At 45.3% G+C, this 16,419-nt stretch carries 13 protein-coding genes and 2 pseudogenes; 10 read left to right on the top strand and 5 right to left on the bottom strand.

Annotation, left to right across the window (positions count from 1 at the left end):
* Positions 1-30: 30 nt before the first annotated feature.
* Together IQ270_RS03295 and IQ270_RS03290 are read left to right on the top strand one after the other, a co-directional pair.
* A pseudogene (locus IQ270_RS03295) lies at positions 31-213 on the top strand (3' terminal RNA ribose 2'-O-methyltransferase Hen1); the annotation flags it as partial.
* A 12-nt stretch (positions 214-225) separates the two neighbouring features.
* Positions 226-444, top strand: a pseudogene (locus tag IQ270_RS03290) (transposase); the annotation flags it as partial.
* Positions 445-635: 191 nt separating this feature from the next.
* Here IQ270_RS03290 and IQ270_RS03285 read toward each other — a convergent pair.
* Positions 636-1,502, bottom strand: a complete 867-nt coding sequence (locus IQ270_RS03285) for a carbohydrate ABC transporter permease (protein ID WP_193971836.1) — start codon at positions 1,500-1,502, stop codon at positions 636-638.
* 67 nt (positions 1,503-1,569) lie between these two features.
* Here IQ270_RS03285 and rpsF point away from each other — a divergent pair, with 67 nt between their 5' ends.
* The gene (gene rpsF / locus IQ270_RS03280) at positions 1,570-1,905 is read left to right on the top strand and encodes a 30S ribosomal protein S6 (protein ID WP_193971835.1); all 336 of its coding nucleotides are present in this window, start codon (positions 1,570-1,572) and stop codon (positions 1,903-1,905) included.
* 321 nt (positions 1,906-2,226) lie between these two features.
* On the opposite strand, the gene IQ270_RS03275 is transcribed toward rpsF, so the two are convergent.
* Positions 2,227-2,973 carry a creatininase family protein gene (locus IQ270_RS03275; protein WP_193971834.1) on the bottom strand — a complete coding sequence of 249 codons (747 nt, stop codon included), beginning with the start codon at positions 2,971-2,973 and terminating at the stop codon, positions 2,227-2,229.
* Positions 2,974-3,247: 274 nt separating this feature from the next.
* On the opposite strand from IQ270_RS03275, the gene IQ270_RS03270 reads away from it, so the two are divergent.
* The 7 genes from IQ270_RS03270 to IQ270_RS03240 all read left to right on the top strand — a co-directional run bounded on the left by IQ270_RS03270 (position 3,248) and on the right by IQ270_RS03240 (position 12,142).
* Complete coding sequence (locus IQ270_RS03270; RefSeq protein WP_193971833.1) at positions 3,248-3,394, top strand: hypothetical protein; 147 nt, start codon at positions 3,248-3,250, stop codon at positions 3,392-3,394.
* A 119-nt stretch (positions 3,395-3,513) separates the two neighbouring features.
* Positions 3,514-4,257: a winged helix-turn-helix domain-containing protein gene (locus IQ270_RS03265; RefSeq protein ID WP_193971832.1), complete on the top strand. Its 744-nt coding sequence runs from the start codon at positions 3,514-3,516 to the stop codon at positions 4,255-4,257.
* Positions 4,258-4,320: 63 nt separating this feature from the next.
* On the top strand, positions 4,321-4,557 hold the full coding sequence (locus IQ270_RS03260; protein ID WP_193971831.1) for a hypothetical protein: 237 nt from the start codon (positions 4,321-4,323) through the stop codon (positions 4,555-4,557).
* A 387-nt stretch (positions 4,558-4,944) separates the two neighbouring features.
* Entirely contained in the window at positions 4,945-7,203 is a 2,259-nt protein-coding gene (locus tag IQ270_RS03255) for a PhoX family phosphatase (RefSeq protein WP_193971830.1), read from the top strand.
* Between the two features lie 442 nt (positions 7,204-7,645).
* The gene (locus IQ270_RS30665) at positions 7,646-10,411 is read left to right on the top strand and encodes an ATP-binding protein (RefSeq protein ID WP_339384250.1); all 2,766 of its coding nucleotides are present in this window, start codon (positions 7,646-7,648) and stop codon (positions 10,409-10,411) included.
* Positions 10,412-10,421: 10 nt separating this feature from the next.
* Complete coding sequence (locus tag IQ270_RS03245) at positions 10,422-10,814, top strand: response regulator (RefSeq protein ID WP_193971829.1); 393 nt, start codon at positions 10,422-10,424, stop codon at positions 10,812-10,814.
* On the top strand, positions 10,811-12,142 hold the full coding sequence (locus IQ270_RS03240; protein ID WP_193971828.1) for an adenylate/guanylate cyclase domain-containing protein: 1,332 nt from the start codon (positions 10,811-10,813) through the stop codon (positions 12,140-12,142). The genes IQ270_RS03245 and IQ270_RS03240 overlap by 4 nt, the downstream gene beginning before the upstream one ends.
* Positions 12,143-12,577: 435 nt before the next feature.
* Here the strand turns inward: IQ270_RS03240 and IQ270_RS03235 are convergent, their stop codons facing one another.
* From IQ270_RS03235 to IQ270_RS03225, 3 genes are all read right to left on the bottom strand, one after another.
* Positions 12,578-13,333, bottom strand: coding sequence for a 4'-phosphopantetheinyl transferase superfamily protein (locus IQ270_RS03235; RefSeq protein ID WP_193971827.1), 756 nt, complete (start codon positions 13,331-13,333; stop codon positions 12,578-12,580).
* A 92-nt stretch (positions 13,334-13,425) separates the two neighbouring features.
* Positions 13,426-14,742 carry a dihydroorotase gene (locus tag IQ270_RS03230; protein WP_193971826.1) on the bottom strand — a complete coding sequence of 439 codons (1,317 nt, stop codon included), beginning with the start codon at positions 14,740-14,742 and terminating at the stop codon, positions 13,426-13,428.
* A 216-nt stretch (positions 14,743-14,958) separates the two neighbouring features.
* Positions 14,959-16,320 carry a histidine phosphatase family protein gene (locus tag IQ270_RS03225; RefSeq protein ID WP_193971825.1) on the bottom strand — a complete coding sequence of 454 codons (1,362 nt, stop codon included), beginning with the start codon at positions 16,318-16,320 and terminating at the stop codon, positions 14,959-14,961.
* Positions 16,321-16,419: the final 99 nt, after the last annotated feature.

The raw sequence follows: 16,419 nt of genomic DNA, 5'->3' as shown, positions 1-16,419 counted from the left end.
CCCAATTCCCGATGCCCAATTCCAAATATTATGTTATTAACCATTTCTACAACTCGCGTTCCTGCTACGGATTTGGGATATTTATTGCACAAACATCCCGATCGCCATCAATGTTTTCCAATGACTTTCGGACAAGCCAGCGTGTTTTATCCAGAGGCGAATGCAGAAAAGTGTACGGCGGCTTTGCTGTTAGATGTCGATCCGGTTGGTTTGGTGCGGGGAAAGTGGTACTTTTTAGACCATCCATCCATTCCTCCTGATAATAATTTGGCAGAACGTTCTCTGCGATTAGCCGTGACTAAACGTAAGGTATCTGGGGGTTCCCGGTCAATGTCTCGGTTTGAACAAACTGCTGATTTGTTATCTGTAATTCAAACTTGTCGGTTTCAGGGTAGAAGCGCAATGGCTTTTTTCCGTGATGCTATATCTGCCCAATATGAGTAACTTTTTCATGCCTTCTCTTATTCCTCAATCACAGACCTGAATCCTTACGTCATTAGTCATTAGTTATTAGTTATTTTAGCCGAAGAGCGAAGCCGAAGGCTAGTCATTAGTCATCATGAAGAAGCAAGAATTTTTGACTAACAATGCCCAATTACCAATGCCCTGTTTGGCCCATCCCCCATTCCCTAATTCTATCCTTTGACTCCGGCGGCGGTTTCTGTGGGTACAATGTATTTTTGCAAGACCAAAAACAGTGCTAAAACTGGAACAATAGAAATAATCGAACCCGCCGCCACCAAACGCCAATCTAAAGAAAATGTTCCGGCTAAATTGGCGACACCTAAAGGTAACGTGTAATATTCCGGCCGGTCTAACACTAGCAACGGCCACAAAAAGTCGCTCCAAGAACCGATAAATACAAAAATTCCTAAAGTGACTAAAGCTGGCTTAATTGCTGGAATCATGACGTGCCACCAAATGCCTAATTCGGTGCAGCCGTCGATGCGGGCTGCTTCTTCTAATTCTTTGGGAACTGCGAGGAATGCTTGCCGCAGTAAAAATATGCCGAAGGCTGAGGCGAGTCCGGGAAAGATTACGCCTAAATAGCTATTTTTTAATCCGAGTTGTACTGTCAGTATGTACAGGGGAATCATCACGATTTGGAAGGGTATCATGATTGTGGAAACGATCGCAATTAAGATGGCTTCGCGGCCGCGAAAGTTGAGTCGGGCTAAGGGGTAAGCGGCGAGGGCGCAAAACAAAACGTTGATGCTGACGGTGAGGACTGCAATCAAAGTGCTGTTGAACAGGTAGCGGCCGAAGGGGTTGGTTTGCCAGACTTTGATGAAGTTTTCGAGGGTTGGCTGTTGCGGCCACAGTTGCGGGGGATATTGAAAGATGTTTTCTTGCGGGGATTTGAGGGAGGTACTGAGCAGCCACAGCAAGGGAAACAGCATTAAAAGTGCGATCGCCCCCATGAAAGTGTACGTCCACAGCGCGCTCCACCGCGAGGGAGCGTTGTTGGGGGAATTTGATTTTTTAGTTTTGAAATTGTTCATTGTTGGGATATGATAATAAGTCCTTGCTTCGCGAGAAGCCTTGTTTGTCCATAAGGAGATTATTGCCATGAAACCGTTTATTTACGAAACAATGTACATTCTGCGCCCAGATTTGGGCGAGGAAATGACTGACCAGGCGATCGCCAAATATCAAACTATTTTGCGCGATCGAGGTGCTGAAAATATCGAAACTCAGCACCGCGGCAAGCGCCGTTTGGCTTACGAAATCGGCAAGCACCGCGACGGAGTATACGTTCAAATGAACTATACAGCTCCGGGCGCTGCAATTTTTCCGATGGAACGCGCGATGCGTCTGAGCGAGGAAGTGATCCGCTATTTGACGATCAAGCAAGATGTGCCAGATGCACCTGAACCGGAAGCGGAAGAGGAAGCTGCTGCTTAGCATTCGTGTCAACAAACACGTCAAATGTACTACCGGTCTACTGTTTGATAATTAGGCCAGATCCCCCTAGCCCCCCTTAAAAAGGGGGGGACAGGAAGTGTTCAAAGTCCCCCTTCTTAAGGGGGATGCGAGGGGGATCTCGCCTCGGAGCAAAACGCGATTTATCAAGCAATACGGTTTTGCTCCGAGGCCGATCCCCCCTAGCCCCTCTTAAGAAGGAGGGGGACAGGATTCATCTCAAAGTCCCCCTTTTTAAGGGAGATGCGAGGGGGATCTGGCCTCGGAGCAAAACCCGAGCGATCAAGATTTTCAGGCAAAACGTTAATCTGAGTTCAAAAACTCCAAATAATTATTAGTCAGTTCTTTGACTGCTAATTCATAAAACTGCTGGCCGTGTTCGGGAGTTGCTAAGGCTGGATTTGAACCCATTCTGCCGTCGGGAAATCGGCGGCGGAAGTCAGCAGCACTGTAAATTTTGTACCCGGATGCAACTTCTTCCGAAAGTGGGGCTTGCTTGATTGCTTCGGGATAAAGGTACTGGGTTAAGGCGATTTCGCTGGGGGTGGCGTGGGAACCTTCTTGGTTTCCGTACAATTCTTTGGCGAGTTTGTAGACTGAACCGCACATGAACCAGTTGCCGATTTGACACTGGATTCGATCGGCATTTGGTAGATTCAAGTCCGACAAATGCGCGTAAGTCTCGGCAAATGCTGCTTTCATCGTGGCAATGTTGCCGCCGTGACCGTTGATGAAGAAATATTTCTCAAATCCCGCTTTTGCTAAAGATGTGATACAATCCCTAATCACGAGAATCAGGGTCTGCGGTCGGAGGCTGATGCTGCCGGGAAAGCTGGTGTGGTGCAAGGCCATCCCCACATTAATTGTCGGGCCGATTAAGGCATTGGCTGCTTCGCCGACACCTCGGGCGATCGCAGACGCAGTAATGGCGTCAGTTCCGATTAAACCGGTGGGCCCGTGTTGTTCGGTGGAGCCGATCGGGATAATTATGCCGCGGGAACTTTCTAAATAAGCTTCTACTTCGGGCCAGGTACTCAAATGCAGCAACATTATAGGCAGTTTACAGATTTTTACTTACAAACTCGATCCTAGCCGGCAAGCCAAGAAAAAGGATCTTGGGCAAAATTATCATTTTATTCTTAAACAAAGCTATACAGTGCGATCTACAGTGCGATCGCAACTTTACAGTTATATTACTTAAATTTAATAATTTAACCAATTGTTAACAAAAAATTTACCTTTTAATAACTTTTTAAGAGTATGATAACAACTATCTCCGTATAGATGGGGTGTTACCTGGTCAATTAACGGCGGGCAATGTTTTATGAAATTAACACCAACCCCTAAAAATGACCGGGCTTCTGACGCCTGGACGCAGGCAGATAGCGCAATCGCAACTGCTTTACAGTTGTACTTTTTGCACGAGCAAGTAGAAATAGTCGGTCGCGTGTCTGTGGGATGGGCTGGTTAAGGATTAAAATCGATAGAATCAATGGCGGTCGTACAGGCGATCGCAGCGCGAGAGTGCCTCAGCTACTGAAGAAGGCACCTCCCGCTAGCTACATACAAACATAACTCCCACTGATATTTATGTCTTCTGCTGAATTAAGCGAAAGTCCTTCAAGGTTGGCTGTTGGACAAGCCGGCCGCATCTTGTTATTAGAAGGTGAAGACCTGTTGCGGGAAATGCTAGCTTTAGCCCTGAAAGAACAGGGCTATGAGGTGGTGGTTACTAGCGACGGGCGCAACGCTCTGCCTTCGGTACAGGCTTCCTCGTCATACCACGGTGAATTTGGATTCAACCTGTTAATTATGGATTCAATTAACGGTTTGGATCTGTGTCGAATGTTACGGCATCAAGGAAATCCCGTCCCTATTTTGATTGTCGGTGCTAGAGGAAGTGCCAACAATTGCGCTTTTTATTTAGAAGCCGGATCGGATGATTATCTAACCAAGCCTTTTGGAATGCGGGAATTTATCGCTCGCTGTCGGGCGCTGATGCGTCGCCAGCGCCTCGTCGGTCAGTTGTCGCAACCGGTGATACTGGAATATAAAAGCATAATTCTGTATCCTGAAGAGTGCCGCGTATTGGTTCGGGGCATTGAAGTAAAATTTTCTCCTAAACAGTTTCGCTTACTAGAACTATTTATGAGTAATCCCCGGCGAGTGTGGTCTCGCGATAAGTTGCTGGAAAAAATTTGGGGTCACGATTTTATTGGAGACAGCAAAACAGTTGATGTTCACATCCGCTGGCTGCGCGAAAAGTTGGAAATCGATCCGGGTCAACCGGAATACATCATTACGGTACGGGGATTCGGCTATCGATTTGGTTAAATTGTTAAATCTGTTGTACGATTGCAAGTTGCAGTCAATAAGATTTAGGGACACAACAATGTTGTGTCCTTATTTGTATGTGTTTTGTATGTGTACGGTACGCAAATTTTGTGTGATATTATGTCGGTTCGATCGATCGTTATTCCCGTAGCGGCCGCTTCGCGTTCGATGTGTAATAAAAATGACAAATCTTGTAAACCCGCCCCCGCCCAAGATGTTACCTGCGATCGACTTTCCCGTGATGTGCGATCGACTTTCCCACGATCGGGATATATACTTAACTCCAGCGGCTTGTGTTAGAAAAAGTCAGAGATTGAGGTTCGAGTGCGATCTCCTATTCGTTGACTTCGCTAACGGGTGGGTTGACCCCGGAGGGAAAAAAAAGAAACATTTTGCGCCCCAAGATTCAATACAAACTATAGCAATCCTCGCATCATCTGTACAAAGATGTAGGGATAGTGCCAAGAATGCCTACCCCCGTGGAGGGATCTTCATGCTCTCAATAGCTACGCTACACTTCACCGAACCCCTGCGGGGAACGGGAACGCACGCACGCAACGCACGCACGCGCGGGGGGTGAGAGCCCCTACAACAATTACACAATTTCTGACGGATCGCTATACTATCAATTTAGTTTATATCCTGCGGATGCTCAGCAGATACTCAGTCGTCAACCATTTTTTATTTATGACTATCAAGCGTCGAGAATTCCTACTTTTCTTAGGTGCAACAGCAGGTAGTGTTGCACTCAATTCTTGCGAACAAAAAGTTGTCATGCCCTTCTCAGATGGTGTTAATTTTACGAAGGATACTGCGAATATTCCACAAGGCATCAACTTCCAACCCGTCAAAGGGCCGATACCTTTGCCAACCAGCAGCGCCGTCGCAGAAACCGGACAACTAATCGAAATTAGCACCGCGTCCGCTCAGCAGCAAGCAAAAGCTTACACTGCTTATGAAGTAGCAGACGACCTCATACTTCCCGAAGGCTTTACCTACGAGATCGTAGCTGCTTGGGGAGACAAAGTAGGCGATTCTCATTTCGGCTACAACAATGACTATATCTCTTTTGTTGAAACAGGTAAAGATGAGGGATTGTTGACCGTTAATTTTGAGTACATCAGCGCCAAGCCTTGGATTCAAACTTATCAAAAAGTCATTGGAAAATCTCTGCCTTTTGCTAAACTAGAAGAAGCCGTTGCACCCGCAGGAAAAGCCGGAATTAATGTCTTTGCTGTGCCCGATGGAGACCCGACAAAAAAAATGGTTCGGGAAGTAGCCAAAGCAGCGTTAATTGATGTGGGAATCGGAGTAATTTCTGTTTTAAGAAATAATGACGGAAAATGGGTGAGAACGAATTCTCCAGCCGATCGCCGAATTACGGGCATTTCCGGTCTAGAAGACGGGCACTACCTGAAATCCACCGGACCAGCAGTAGCCGTGTTCAACAAAAAAGGTAAAGGCTACCTCGACAAATTGGGCGACAAAATCATCGGCACTTTTAATAACTGTGCGGGCGGAACTACACCTTGGGGCACGGTTTTTAGTGCTGAAGAAAACATCCAAAATTTCGTGCCGGAACCTGTATTTGCAGACGGTACATCTTTCGATCCAGGCGAGAAAAATTTCTACATCGATGCTGAAGAAATTGGCGGTTTGGGCAATGTGTTCGGCCTGGCTGGGAATAAATACGGGTGGATGGTAGAAGTAGATCCGGCTAAGCAGAGCGACTACGGCACTAAACACACATGGCTGGGACGCTACCGCCACGAAGCCGTGGGCATTCGAGTGGTGGCTGGTAAACCTTTAGCATTTTACTCGGGGTGCGATCGGCGCAGCGGACATATTTACAAGTTCGTCAGCACAAACGCAGTTAAGAACCCCAAAGATCGAGCTAATTCTAAACTGTTGACAGAGGGAATGCTTTATGCTGCTAAATTTAATGCTGACGGTACCGGTAGGTGGATTGCATTAAAAGCTGACACGCCTGTCAATCCAGATTTGCCTAGCGTTCATGCAGGCGGAATAATTAATTTGCCGCAGAGGCCAGAAGGCGGTTTTTTCAAAGTCGAAAAAGATGCAGAAGCAGTTGCTTTCAAACAAAAGTTTAAGACTTTAGACAAGCTCTACGAAGGCACGGCCAATGAAAAACAAGGCGCAATTTTAATAGACGCTCATTATGCCGCCAGTGCGGCAGGAGCTACTTGCACTGCTCGCCCTGAAGATACTGAAATTGCTCCTGACGGTTCTCTGTACATTACCTTTACTTCCGGTTCTGCAAGCGACAGCGACGGCGGGCCGGATTTGCGAATTTTTCAAGGCAAGGACGGGAAACCATACGAATACGGCTGGATTATGCACTTAATTGAAGATGGTAACGAGCCGGCTGCGATGACTTTCCAGTGGAAAATGTTTGCCACGGGCGGCGAACCGGCTTCGGGCGGGTTGGGTTTTGCTAATCCAGATAATTTGGTAATTGACAAGGGCGGCAATGTTTGGATGGTTAATGATATGTCTTCTGACAAACTCAATGCTGCTGTTTCTGCCGGCAGACTTGATAATGATGGAAAACCGATTAGCCAGTCTAATTTGCGCGGTTTGTACGGCAACAATGCCCTTTGGTTTTTGCCGGCTTCTGGGCCGAATGCTGGGGAGGCTTTCTTGTTTGGAATTGGGCCGATGGAGTGCGAAACTACTGGGCCGTTTTTTACGGAAGATGAAAAGACTTTGTTTTTGGCGATTCAGCATCCGGGAGAAGTCAACGGAATGCGAAAGGATATGGCGGCAGACAACCGCAAGTTTGCCATGAAAACTATTGATGGAAAAGACTTCGTGCAGACTCGAAAAGTGCCTGTAGGTTCTAATTGGCCCGGAAAAAAAGTTAACAATCCGCCTAAACCTGCGGTAGTGGCAATTCAGCGGGCAACTTCGCAGCGGCTGACTTAGTTTTAAGTTTTAATGTAAGAGGATCTCGCGCCAGATCCTCTTGCAAGACACGCTATCCGCCTTTCACAAATTAGCCAATTGGCTCAGACAATTTAGGACATATGGCTGATGCGTCCGATCGCAAATACCAGATTAACTTCTGCAAGCAATCGAATTACGGCGCGTGGGCGAGGCTTGTGGCGACAGAGATGCTCTGTCCGATTTTTATTATGCAACAAATGCGCTAATTGTCTGGATAGTAAGTCTATCTTGCTGTACAATCAAAAGCAGGCGATTTTATTTTATTAATTCGACAATACAAATACTGTATAGTTTGGCGGTGCGCTAGCAGTTCACAGGTAGCATCTACAAAATCAGCAGACTTTGACAACAATCAATAACAGGGAGAAAACTGACGATCGTCAACCCAGTTTATACGAAAAACAAGCATCAATACAAAGTTGTGAACCACACCAAATCTACTGACACCTTAGCAGCAAAAACTGCTCGCTACCGAACCCTGCGAACAGTTTTGATAGTTCCCTTCGTTTTACAAATTTTCGTGGCGGTGGGATTGGTAGGATATCTCTCGTTTAAAAACGGACAAAAGGCAGTCAACGAAATTGCCGATCGACTTATGGCAGAAGTAGGCAGCCGCGTCGAACAAAACCTGGGTACTTACCTGAGTGTACCGCATCAGGTCAACCAGATCAATGCTGTGGCGATCGAACTCGGTACCCTGAACCTGAAAAATATACCTATATTAGAGCGTCATTTCTGGCGACAGCTTCAGATATTTGATACCCTCACTTTTACGGGTTTAGGATTAGAACAAAAAGACAACTTGGGCGCAGAAAGGCTCGACGACGGCTCCCTAACTTTGAGAATATCTACAGCAGCAAGTAACTATGATTTTCGCACGTACAGTACCAATAAATCCGGCGAAATCGCCCAATTTTTAAACAACAAAACTAATTTCGACCCGCGCACTCGCCCGTGGTACAAAGCTGCGGTAAGTTCTGGCAAACCCACCTGGAGTAAAATTTATCCCAATACGGCAGGCCTGACTGCTTATCTCGGCGCATCAATGCCTTTCTACAACAAACAAGGTAAATTGCAAGGTGTAGTCTTAACTAATATCAATTTATCGACAATCGGCAACTTTCTAGAAAGCTTGAATATCGGCAAAACCGGACAAGTTTTTATTATTGAGCGGTCGGGAATGTTAGTCGCAACTTCTACAGGAGAAACACCCTTCCGCACCGTAAAAAAAGACTACGGAGCCGAACGAGTTAAAGCAATTGACAGTAAAAATACTTTCACCAAAACCACTGCTGAATATTTAGCAGCTAATTTTAACAATTTCAAATCTCTGAAAACTTCGCAGTCACTAGAATTCAATATTCAAGGAAAAAAACAATTTTTACAAGTTCTGCCTTGGAAAGATGACAAAGGATTGGATTGGTTGATTGTCGTGGTTGTTCCCGAAGCGGATTTCATGTCACAAATTAATGCCAACAATAAGGCAACTATTTTGTTGTGTGCTGCTGCTTCGCTGGCGGCAATAATTGTCGGGATTGTGACGGCGAGATGGGTGACTAAACCAATTTTCTCTTTGAACCATGCGGCTAAAAATATTGCTAAAGGTGAATGGGGAAAAAGTGTAAAAATTAACCGCGACGATGAAGTCGGGGAACTTGCCAATTCATTTAATAGCATGGCGGAACAACTGCAAGTATCTTTCACAAAAATGCAAGTTTTGAATGCCGAATTGTCTGAGAATGAAAGTCGGTTAAACCAAATTTTAGAAGCTGTTCCGGTGGGGATATTTGTCGCTGATTCTAGCGGCAAACCTTACTATGTTAATTCTCGTGCCCAGGATTTATTAGGTAAAGGTATCGTTGATATTAATGGGTCAGAACTTAGAGAAATTTATCAAGCTTACAAAGCAGGTAGCAACGAACTTTATCCGGCAGAAAAAGAGCCAATTACTAATGCTTTTAAAGGGCAAAGCGTTAACGTTGACGATATGGAAATTCGCCAGCCTGACAGGATTATTCCGATCGAGGTTTGGGGAACGCCCATCTATGATGACAAAGGAAAGGTGAGTTATGCGATCGCAGCTTTTGCCGACATCACTCAACGGAAACAAGCCGAAAAATTGATAGCGGAATACAACCACACTCTCGAAATTCAAGTCGCCGAAAGAACCCAAGAACTCAAAATAGCATTAGAAAACCTGCAAACCACTCAGGAAGAGTTGATTCAATCAGAAAAAATGGCAGCTTTAGGTCAATTAGTCGCCGGAGTTGCTCACGAATTGAATACTCCGCTGGGTGCGATCCGATCGAGCGCGGGAAATATGATTAAATTTTTAGGTCAAACTATCACCAATTTGCCCTCACTTTTTCAGTCGCTTTCCCCCGCAGAAACTGAAACTTTTAGCGAATTACTGTATTGCTCGCTACAAAAAGATATGACTTTAACAGCTAAAGAAGAAAGGAAGTTAAAGCGGGCTTTGATTAGGCAACTAGAAAGCGAAGACATGGACGAAGCGGATGATATCGCCGACACCTTGGTGGATATGGGGATTTACGAGGCCGACGACTTTCTGTCTCTGCTGCTTCATGTCGATCGCGATCGCATCTTAGAGATGGCCTACAAACTCTCAGAAATCCAGCGAGGAACCCAAACAATTAATACCGCAGCCGATCGCGCTTCTAAAGTCGTATTTGCCCTCAAAACCTATGCCCGCTACGACTCATCCGAAACGATGGTTCAATCAAATATAACTGAAGGCATAGAAACCGTACTCACCCTGTATCAAAACAACCTCAAACACGGCGTCGAAGTCATCCGCAATTTCGCAAAAATACCGCCCATAATGTGCTATGTAGACCAACTGAATCAGGTATGGACAAATCTGATTCACAACGCCCTGCAAGCAATGGACAATCAAGGCACATTAAATCTGGACATCCTTGAGGAAGGCAACTATATCAAAGTCAGCGTTACGGATAGCGGCACAGGAATTCCGACCGAAGTCATGCCCAAAATATTCGCTCCCTTCTTCACAACAAAACCCCCCGGAGAAGGCAGCGGTCTCGGTCTCGATATAGTAAAAAAAATTCTTGACAAACATCGAGGTAAAATAGAAGTCGCATCGGTGTCAGGCAAAACTACATTTACGGTTTTTCTGCCTGTCAATCTCTCGGAAACAATTAGTTAAACCACTAAAAATGTCTAAACCAATCATTCTGTGTGTTGACGACGAAAAAGTAGTTTTGAAAAGCCTCAAAACCCAACTAAAAGCAGCCTTTGGAAATACTTACATTTATGAAATAGCGGAAAATCCCGCCGAGGCTTTAGAATTAATTGATGAATTTAATGAGGAAAAGATTTCGATTATTTTGATTGTATCGGATTGGTTGATGCCAGGAATGAAAGGAGATGAATTTTTAATTCGCGTCCATCAAAACTTTCCAAAAATAGTAAAGATTATGCTGACCGGGCAAGCCGATGAAGAGGCAGTGAAGAGGGCTTTTAGCGAAGCAAACCTCCATCGGTGTTTGCAGAAACCTTGGTCGGAATCAGAGCTGATCGAAACCATTAAAACGGCCTTATCGATATGACCAAACAAGTCATTATTTGCGTTGACGATGAAAAAACTATTCTGAAAAGTCTTAAAACTGAATTAAAAGAAGCTTTAGGCAATTCTTATCAGATTGAAATTGCCGAAGGAGGTAAAGATGCCCTAGAGTTAATTGATGAATTGATCGAAGACGGTTATGAAATCCCTTTAATTATCTCGGATTACGTAATGCCTGACATGAAAGGAGATGAATTGCTGCGGCGAGTTCACGAAATTTCTCCCAAAACTCTCAAAGTAATGCTAACAGGTCAGGCGACTGTTGAAGCGGTAGCAAATGCCATCAAACACGCAAAACTCTACCGCTATATCGGCAAACCTTGGCAAACTCAAGACTTGAAATTGACTGTGACAGAAGCCGTCCACAGCTACAGTCAGGATAAAAAACTAGCAGAACAAAATGCCGAACTTCTGAAAATCAATCAGGAGTTAGAATTTGCATTATCAGAGCAATTAAAATTAACAGAAGCTGCTAAGCGTTTTGTGCCGAATGAATTTGTATCGCTGCTAAGCCACAATAGCTTGAGCGACATTCGACTAGGCGACAGTGTGGAAAAGAAAATGTCAATATTATTTTCGGATATTCGGGATTTTACCGCTCTTTCCGAGAGCATGACACCGCAGGAAAATTTCAAGTTTATTAATTCTTATTTGAGTCGAATGGAGCCAAGCATTATTAAAAATCACGGCTTTATTGATAAATATATTGGCGATGCAATCATGGCTTTGTTCGGTCACAGTGCAGGCGATGCAGTCAAGGCAGGAATTTCTATGCTGCACAGTCTCGACGAATACAATCAACATCGCATTAATTCCAGCTACGCACCGATTAAAATTGGGATTGGCATCAATACGGGTTCATTGATGTTAGGAACAGTGGGGTCAACTAACAGAATGGACAGTACGGTGATTGGCGACGCGGTGAATTTAGCTTCGCGGGTGGAAAGCTTGACAAAAAGTTACGGCGTGTCGATGTTGATTACTCAAAATACATTTTTAGAGTTGCTCGATCCGGCAAGTTACGCAATCAGAAATATCGGCAGTGTTCGAGTTAAAGGTAAATCGGATTTGGTGACGATTTATGAAGTGTTTGATACCGATGCACCAGAAGTGAAAGAGGGTAAGTTAGCAACTTTGCCCGTATTTTTAGAAGCACTGTACAACTACGCTGCTGCTAGACATCAAGAAGCGGCGGAACTGTTTGCTGATTGCGTGCGAAAAAATCCTTTGGATAGGGTGGCGCAAAATTACCGACAACGCTGTCAGGAAATGCAGGTAAGATTGCCCCAAAGTCGATCGCACTTTCTGTAATGACTGCCGGGAAAAATGTGAAGTATAACCTGTAATACCAATTTCCTAAAATAGTTTTACAGTTAGTATGTTTGTTTAAAATATCAAAATTTATCAAGCATAACTCCTATTTGTAGCGGCATTTTATGTAATTGGTATAATCAGCCCAATATTTTTTTTGAGTTAACGATATTAAGTCAAAATCAGGTTTATTTATGCTATTTTTGAGAAACGCAGTTTGCGTAAAAATCATAGTTTTAGTAACTATAAATACACTCATAAACTCAGTTTCCGAGCAGCGAATATCCGGCATCCTAAAAAATAGAACATTTTGCTTAAATTTTGTATTTTATATTGTGTATGGGTTGAGATTTTGCCTAAAGTTGAATTTTTTCTGGAAGTGTTCTCTGTTGAGTAGAAGCCAAAATTGTCTTGACAAATGATACAAACCATAAATCAAAACTCCCCTGTCCACTGCCAACAATGAAGTTTCTGAGAATCTCCTGCAACCGCAACAGCAGCCACCATGTCGGTACTAGAAATTAATTCAATTAAAGACCATTTCGATGCTTCTGCGGGTTTGTTTTCAACATTTAACAACGCTGGTGGTTCTCCTGGGGCGAGGGTGACATCAAACTGATTCAGGGGAATAGAAAGTCCTTTTCCGACTGCTTTAATGTATGCTTCTTTGCGAGTCCAGCAGGTAAAGAAAGCTGTGAGTTGGAGATGCTTTGGCAGCGAACGCAACAAAGTGTTTTCGTAAGGCGAAAAAACACTTTCCGCAATTTGTAGATAAGAAATATTGGGATTTATGCCTTCAATATCGACACCAACATCTCGGTTTTTGGTCATAGCAATTAGAGTTATTCCGTGAGAGTGAGATAAATTGAAACGCAGGGTATCTCCACCTTGAGCGACGGTGAGAGAGGGTTTGCCGTAGGGATTGTATTCAAAGCGTAGAAGGCAGGGATTTATGTGCAGGTATCGACTCAAAATCGCTCTCAGTGCGCCACGACTCACAATAAATTGATTTCGATCTTTGGGAAAGTAAAAACGCTCGGCTTTTGTCTGTTCGTCGGTAGAGAGAGTCTGTTGTAAACTCTGCAAGCAAGTTTCTGTTTGAGCTAGGGAGACGCGCCAAACATGAATTTCATTGATGTCTAATGTCAAGTCGAGCGGTGGGGAGTTCCACGAATCAGGAACAGCAATCATGTATTTATGTTTTGTGATGATTCACATCAGGCAGCATTCCCAGAAACAGGCAAGATGCCTGTTCTACAACAGATGAATTTCTCTTTCAAGAGTCAATTAATCCAAGTTTGCACAACCTTACCTGCTAATTGTTGTCCCAACCAAGGCGTATTTGCCGATCGCGACTTCAGACTTTTCGCCTCAACAGTCCAAGTCATTAACGGGTCAAACAAAATCAGCTCAGCAGGGACATCTAACGCCACCGTAGCGGGGGTTTGTCCGAGACAGACGGCGGGGCCGGAGCTCAAGGCTCGCCACAGTTCTAAAGCCGAAAATTTGCCTGTTTCCACCAGTCCGTGCCAGAGCAAAGGCAAGGCTAATTCCAAGCCGATCGCCCCGGGGGGACTATCAGCAAAAGCCACAGTTTTCTCCTCATAAGTATGGGCGTTGTGGTCAATCGCGATCGCATCAATCACCCCATCTTTAACAGCTTGAATCAGCGCCAATTGGTCGTCCAGATTGCCCAGCGGCGGTTCTAGACGTAAATTCGGATCGTAAGGAAACGAAGCAGTCAGAGCATTTTTTCCGCCTCCAGAATTTTTAGCGTTACCTGAAATTGCCCCAACATTCAACAGCAAGTGCATCCAAGTCACACTCGCAGTCACGGGCAAACCCCGCGCCTTCGCATCTCGAATCAATTCCACGCTGCGCGCCGTAGAAACGCGCATAATGTGAACCGAAGTGCCCGCCGATGCCACCAACTCCAGAATTGCCGCCAAAGCCGATGTTTCCGCACTCGCGGGAATTCCCGGCAAACCCAAGCGCACCGATACCGCACCCTCCCGCGCCGCGCCATTTCCGGCCAAAGTTCGATCGCACGGCCACAAAGCCACCGACTTATTCAAAGGCTGGATATATTCAAGCAAACGCCTCACCAGAGCCGGATTAGACAGCGGCAAACCGTCCGCAAAACCCACGATCGCAGGGGAGGCCAGCTCGCCCAGCTCCGCCATCTGCTGCCCTTTAAGGCCCGCTGTCAGCGCGCCCCAAAAATACAACCGGGGCAGCCCCGGCGACAAATTGCGGGTATGTTGCTGCAACAAAGTTAAACCGGCCAAGTTGTCCGCAGGTGGCGACGTATCCGGCAAAATCGCCACCCGCGTAAAACCGCCAGCAGCAGCAGCCTGCATCAAGGATTCCAGGGTTTCCCGTTCCTCAAAACCAGGTTCTCCGCTGTGACTGTAGATATCTGTTAATCCCGGCCCTAAAATCAGTCCCTGAGAATTCCGCACTTTTGTGTCGGGGGGAAACTCAGCAATTTTTTCTTCCATCGCTTTGATCTCACCTTCAGCAATTAGAATATCGGCGGTGCGATCGATCTCTGAAACTGGATCTAACACTCTTACATTTTGTAGCAGTTCGCGGCTCATAACTTACAATTCACAATCAAATCAGCTCTTCATCAGAATTATTCATCTCTCTTGTCTCCCTCTGTGTTCTCTGCGTTCTCTGCGGTTAAATCATTCCGATCCAACCGGAAACGATATCAAACATAAAAATTCAAACATTTCAAAACTTATATCATGTCGGGTAAAATAAAGCTGATCAGGTTTGTAGTGAAGACTTCAGTCCTCACTACAAACCTATTACAGCGCTCCGGCGGCTGTTTTATCAAAAATGCCGCCGCTTAAATGAGTTGTGATGTTCATGGCCTGCAATACCGGCAAACCGTCGGGGCCGTGGGGATAATCGATGACGCTAACCGCCCCATTTCCTTGTTTGAATTGCCAGAAATGTTCGGGTTGCAAATTGAACAGGTGGCAAAGAAGGGCTTTGTTGACGGCATCGTGAGCAACTACAATTCCTGTACCAGAAACCGATCGTACAATTTCTTGCCAAGCTGCGATCGCCCGACTCCAAACTTGCTCCAAATTTTCGCCTTCCGGCATTTGTACGTTTGCCGGAGATGTTTTCCATTCATCCAGCAAACCCGGATAGGATTGTTCTATTTCTGATTCAAACTTTCCTTCCCAAAGTCCGTGACTGATTTCTCTCAATTCGTCGCGGAGTTCGAGTTGCAAATCGGTGTGATATTTAAGGATAATTTCCGCAGTTTCTTTCGGGCGCAGCATGGAACTGCTAATTGCAAAATCCAATTTTACATCTTTGAGAAATTCTGCTGCCTTCTTTGCCTGTTCGCGGCCGTTGTCGTTGAGAGGTACGTCAATTTGTCCTTGAAATTTACCTGCTTTGTTCCAGTCTGTTTCGCCGTGACGCACCAGCAACAAGCGCGGGCCCAGGTGTCCGTCCCTCGGTTTCGGGAAAACTTCTCCCATATGGGATGTTAAATTCAGCGATTCTAATTGAACAGCTACTTTCGTCTTTGGCTCTGTTTTTTCATCGCTACCAACAGGAGAAGTTTCTAAATTGATGACGCTAATTCCGCAATTTGACTGTTGAATAGATTGATAGTAATTCGGCGAAATTTCCGACGCTGTAGCGATGAGCGCGCGGTTGATTCCGTTGTGACCTACTACTAGAATTGTCCCTTCTGTGTGGCGCGATAAAAGCTCTTTCCAAAAATTGCGGGCGTTAGCAAAAATTGCCAATACTGGAAAGTGTTCGATTTCTCCTTCGGCTGAAGGTAGTTTCATGGAAAATTTGTCTGGCTGTTTTTGCCATTGCTGATATGCTTCGGGGAATTGGTCGATCGCCTCTTGACGCAGCATTCCTTCCCACAGAGGTAAATCGATTTCCATCAATTTATCAGTTGGTTCGAGCTGTGGCGGATTTGTCAAGCGCGACAGGATGATTTCGGCTGTTTCTTTGGCTCGCTTCAGGGGACTTGTATACGCAGCATCGAAGGCGATGCTGCTGAGTTTGTCCCCTACTTGAAGCGCGCCGCTGCGCCCTGCTTCTGTCAAAACTGATTTGTCGAGGCGGCCTTGGATGCGGCGCTCTTGATTGTAGGTGCTTTTGCCGTGACGGACTAAGATAATGCGAGTCATTCGATTTTAGATTTTAGATTTTAGATTTACGATTTATCCTGTTACCGAGTTGAAGGATGCTTGTGGCGCACCTTACCTCATTGAAAAATCTCGCATCCC

The sequence above is a fragment of the Microcoleus sp. LEGE 07076 genome, assembly GCF_015207455.1.
Taxonomy (GTDB): domain Bacteria; phylum Cyanobacteriota; class Cyanobacteriia; order Cyanobacteriales; family Microcoleaceae; genus Microcoleus.
Note: the sequence above shows the minus strand (reverse complement) of the source record. Positions and strands in the feature narration are given on the sequence as shown.

What these genes read in the sequence shown, in the direction of transcription:
- IQ270_RS03245 (WP_193971829.1), top strand. Translation starts at nt 10,422, where the DNA reads ATGTCTAAACCAATCATTCTGTGTGTTGACGACGAAAAAGTAGTTTTG.
- IQ270_RS03275 (WP_193971834.1), bottom strand. Translation starts at nt 2,973, where the DNA reads ATGTTGCTGCATTTGAGTACCTGGCCCGAAGTAGAAGCTTATTTAGAA.
- IQ270_RS03255 (WP_193971830.1), top strand. Translation starts at nt 4,945, where the DNA reads ATGACTATCAAGCGTCGAGAATTCCTACTTTTCTTAGGTGCAACAGCA.
- IQ270_RS03270 (WP_193971833.1), top strand. Translation starts at nt 3,248, where the DNA reads ATGAAATTAACACCAACCCCTAAAAATGACCGGGCTTCTGACGCCTGG.
- IQ270_RS03240 (WP_193971828.1), top strand. Translation starts at nt 10,811, where the DNA reads ATGACCAAACAAGTCATTATTTGCGTTGACGATGAAAAAACTATTCTG.
- IQ270_RS03265 (WP_193971832.1), top strand. Translation starts at nt 3,514, where the DNA reads ATGTCTTCTGCTGAATTAAGCGAAAGTCCTTCAAGGTTGGCTGTTGGA.
- IQ270_RS03230 (WP_193971826.1), bottom strand. Translation starts at nt 14,742, where the DNA reads ATGAGCCGCGAACTGCTACAAAATGTAAGAGTGTTAGATCCAGTTTCA.
- IQ270_RS03225 (WP_193971825.1), bottom strand. Translation starts at nt 16,320, where the DNA reads ATGACTCGCATTATCTTAGTCCGTCACGGCAAAAGCACCTACAATCAA.
- rpsF (WP_193971835.1), top strand. Translation starts at nt 1,570, where the DNA reads ATGAAACCGTTTATTTACGAAACAATGTACATTCTGCGCCCAGATTTG.
- IQ270_RS03285 (WP_193971836.1), bottom strand. Translation starts at nt 1,502, where the DNA reads ATGAACAATTTCAAAACTAAAAAATCAAATTCCCCCAACAACGCTCCC.
- IQ270_RS03235 (WP_193971827.1), bottom strand. Translation starts at nt 13,333, where the DNA reads ATGATTGCTGTTCCTGATTCGTGGAACTCCCCACCGCTCGACTTGACA.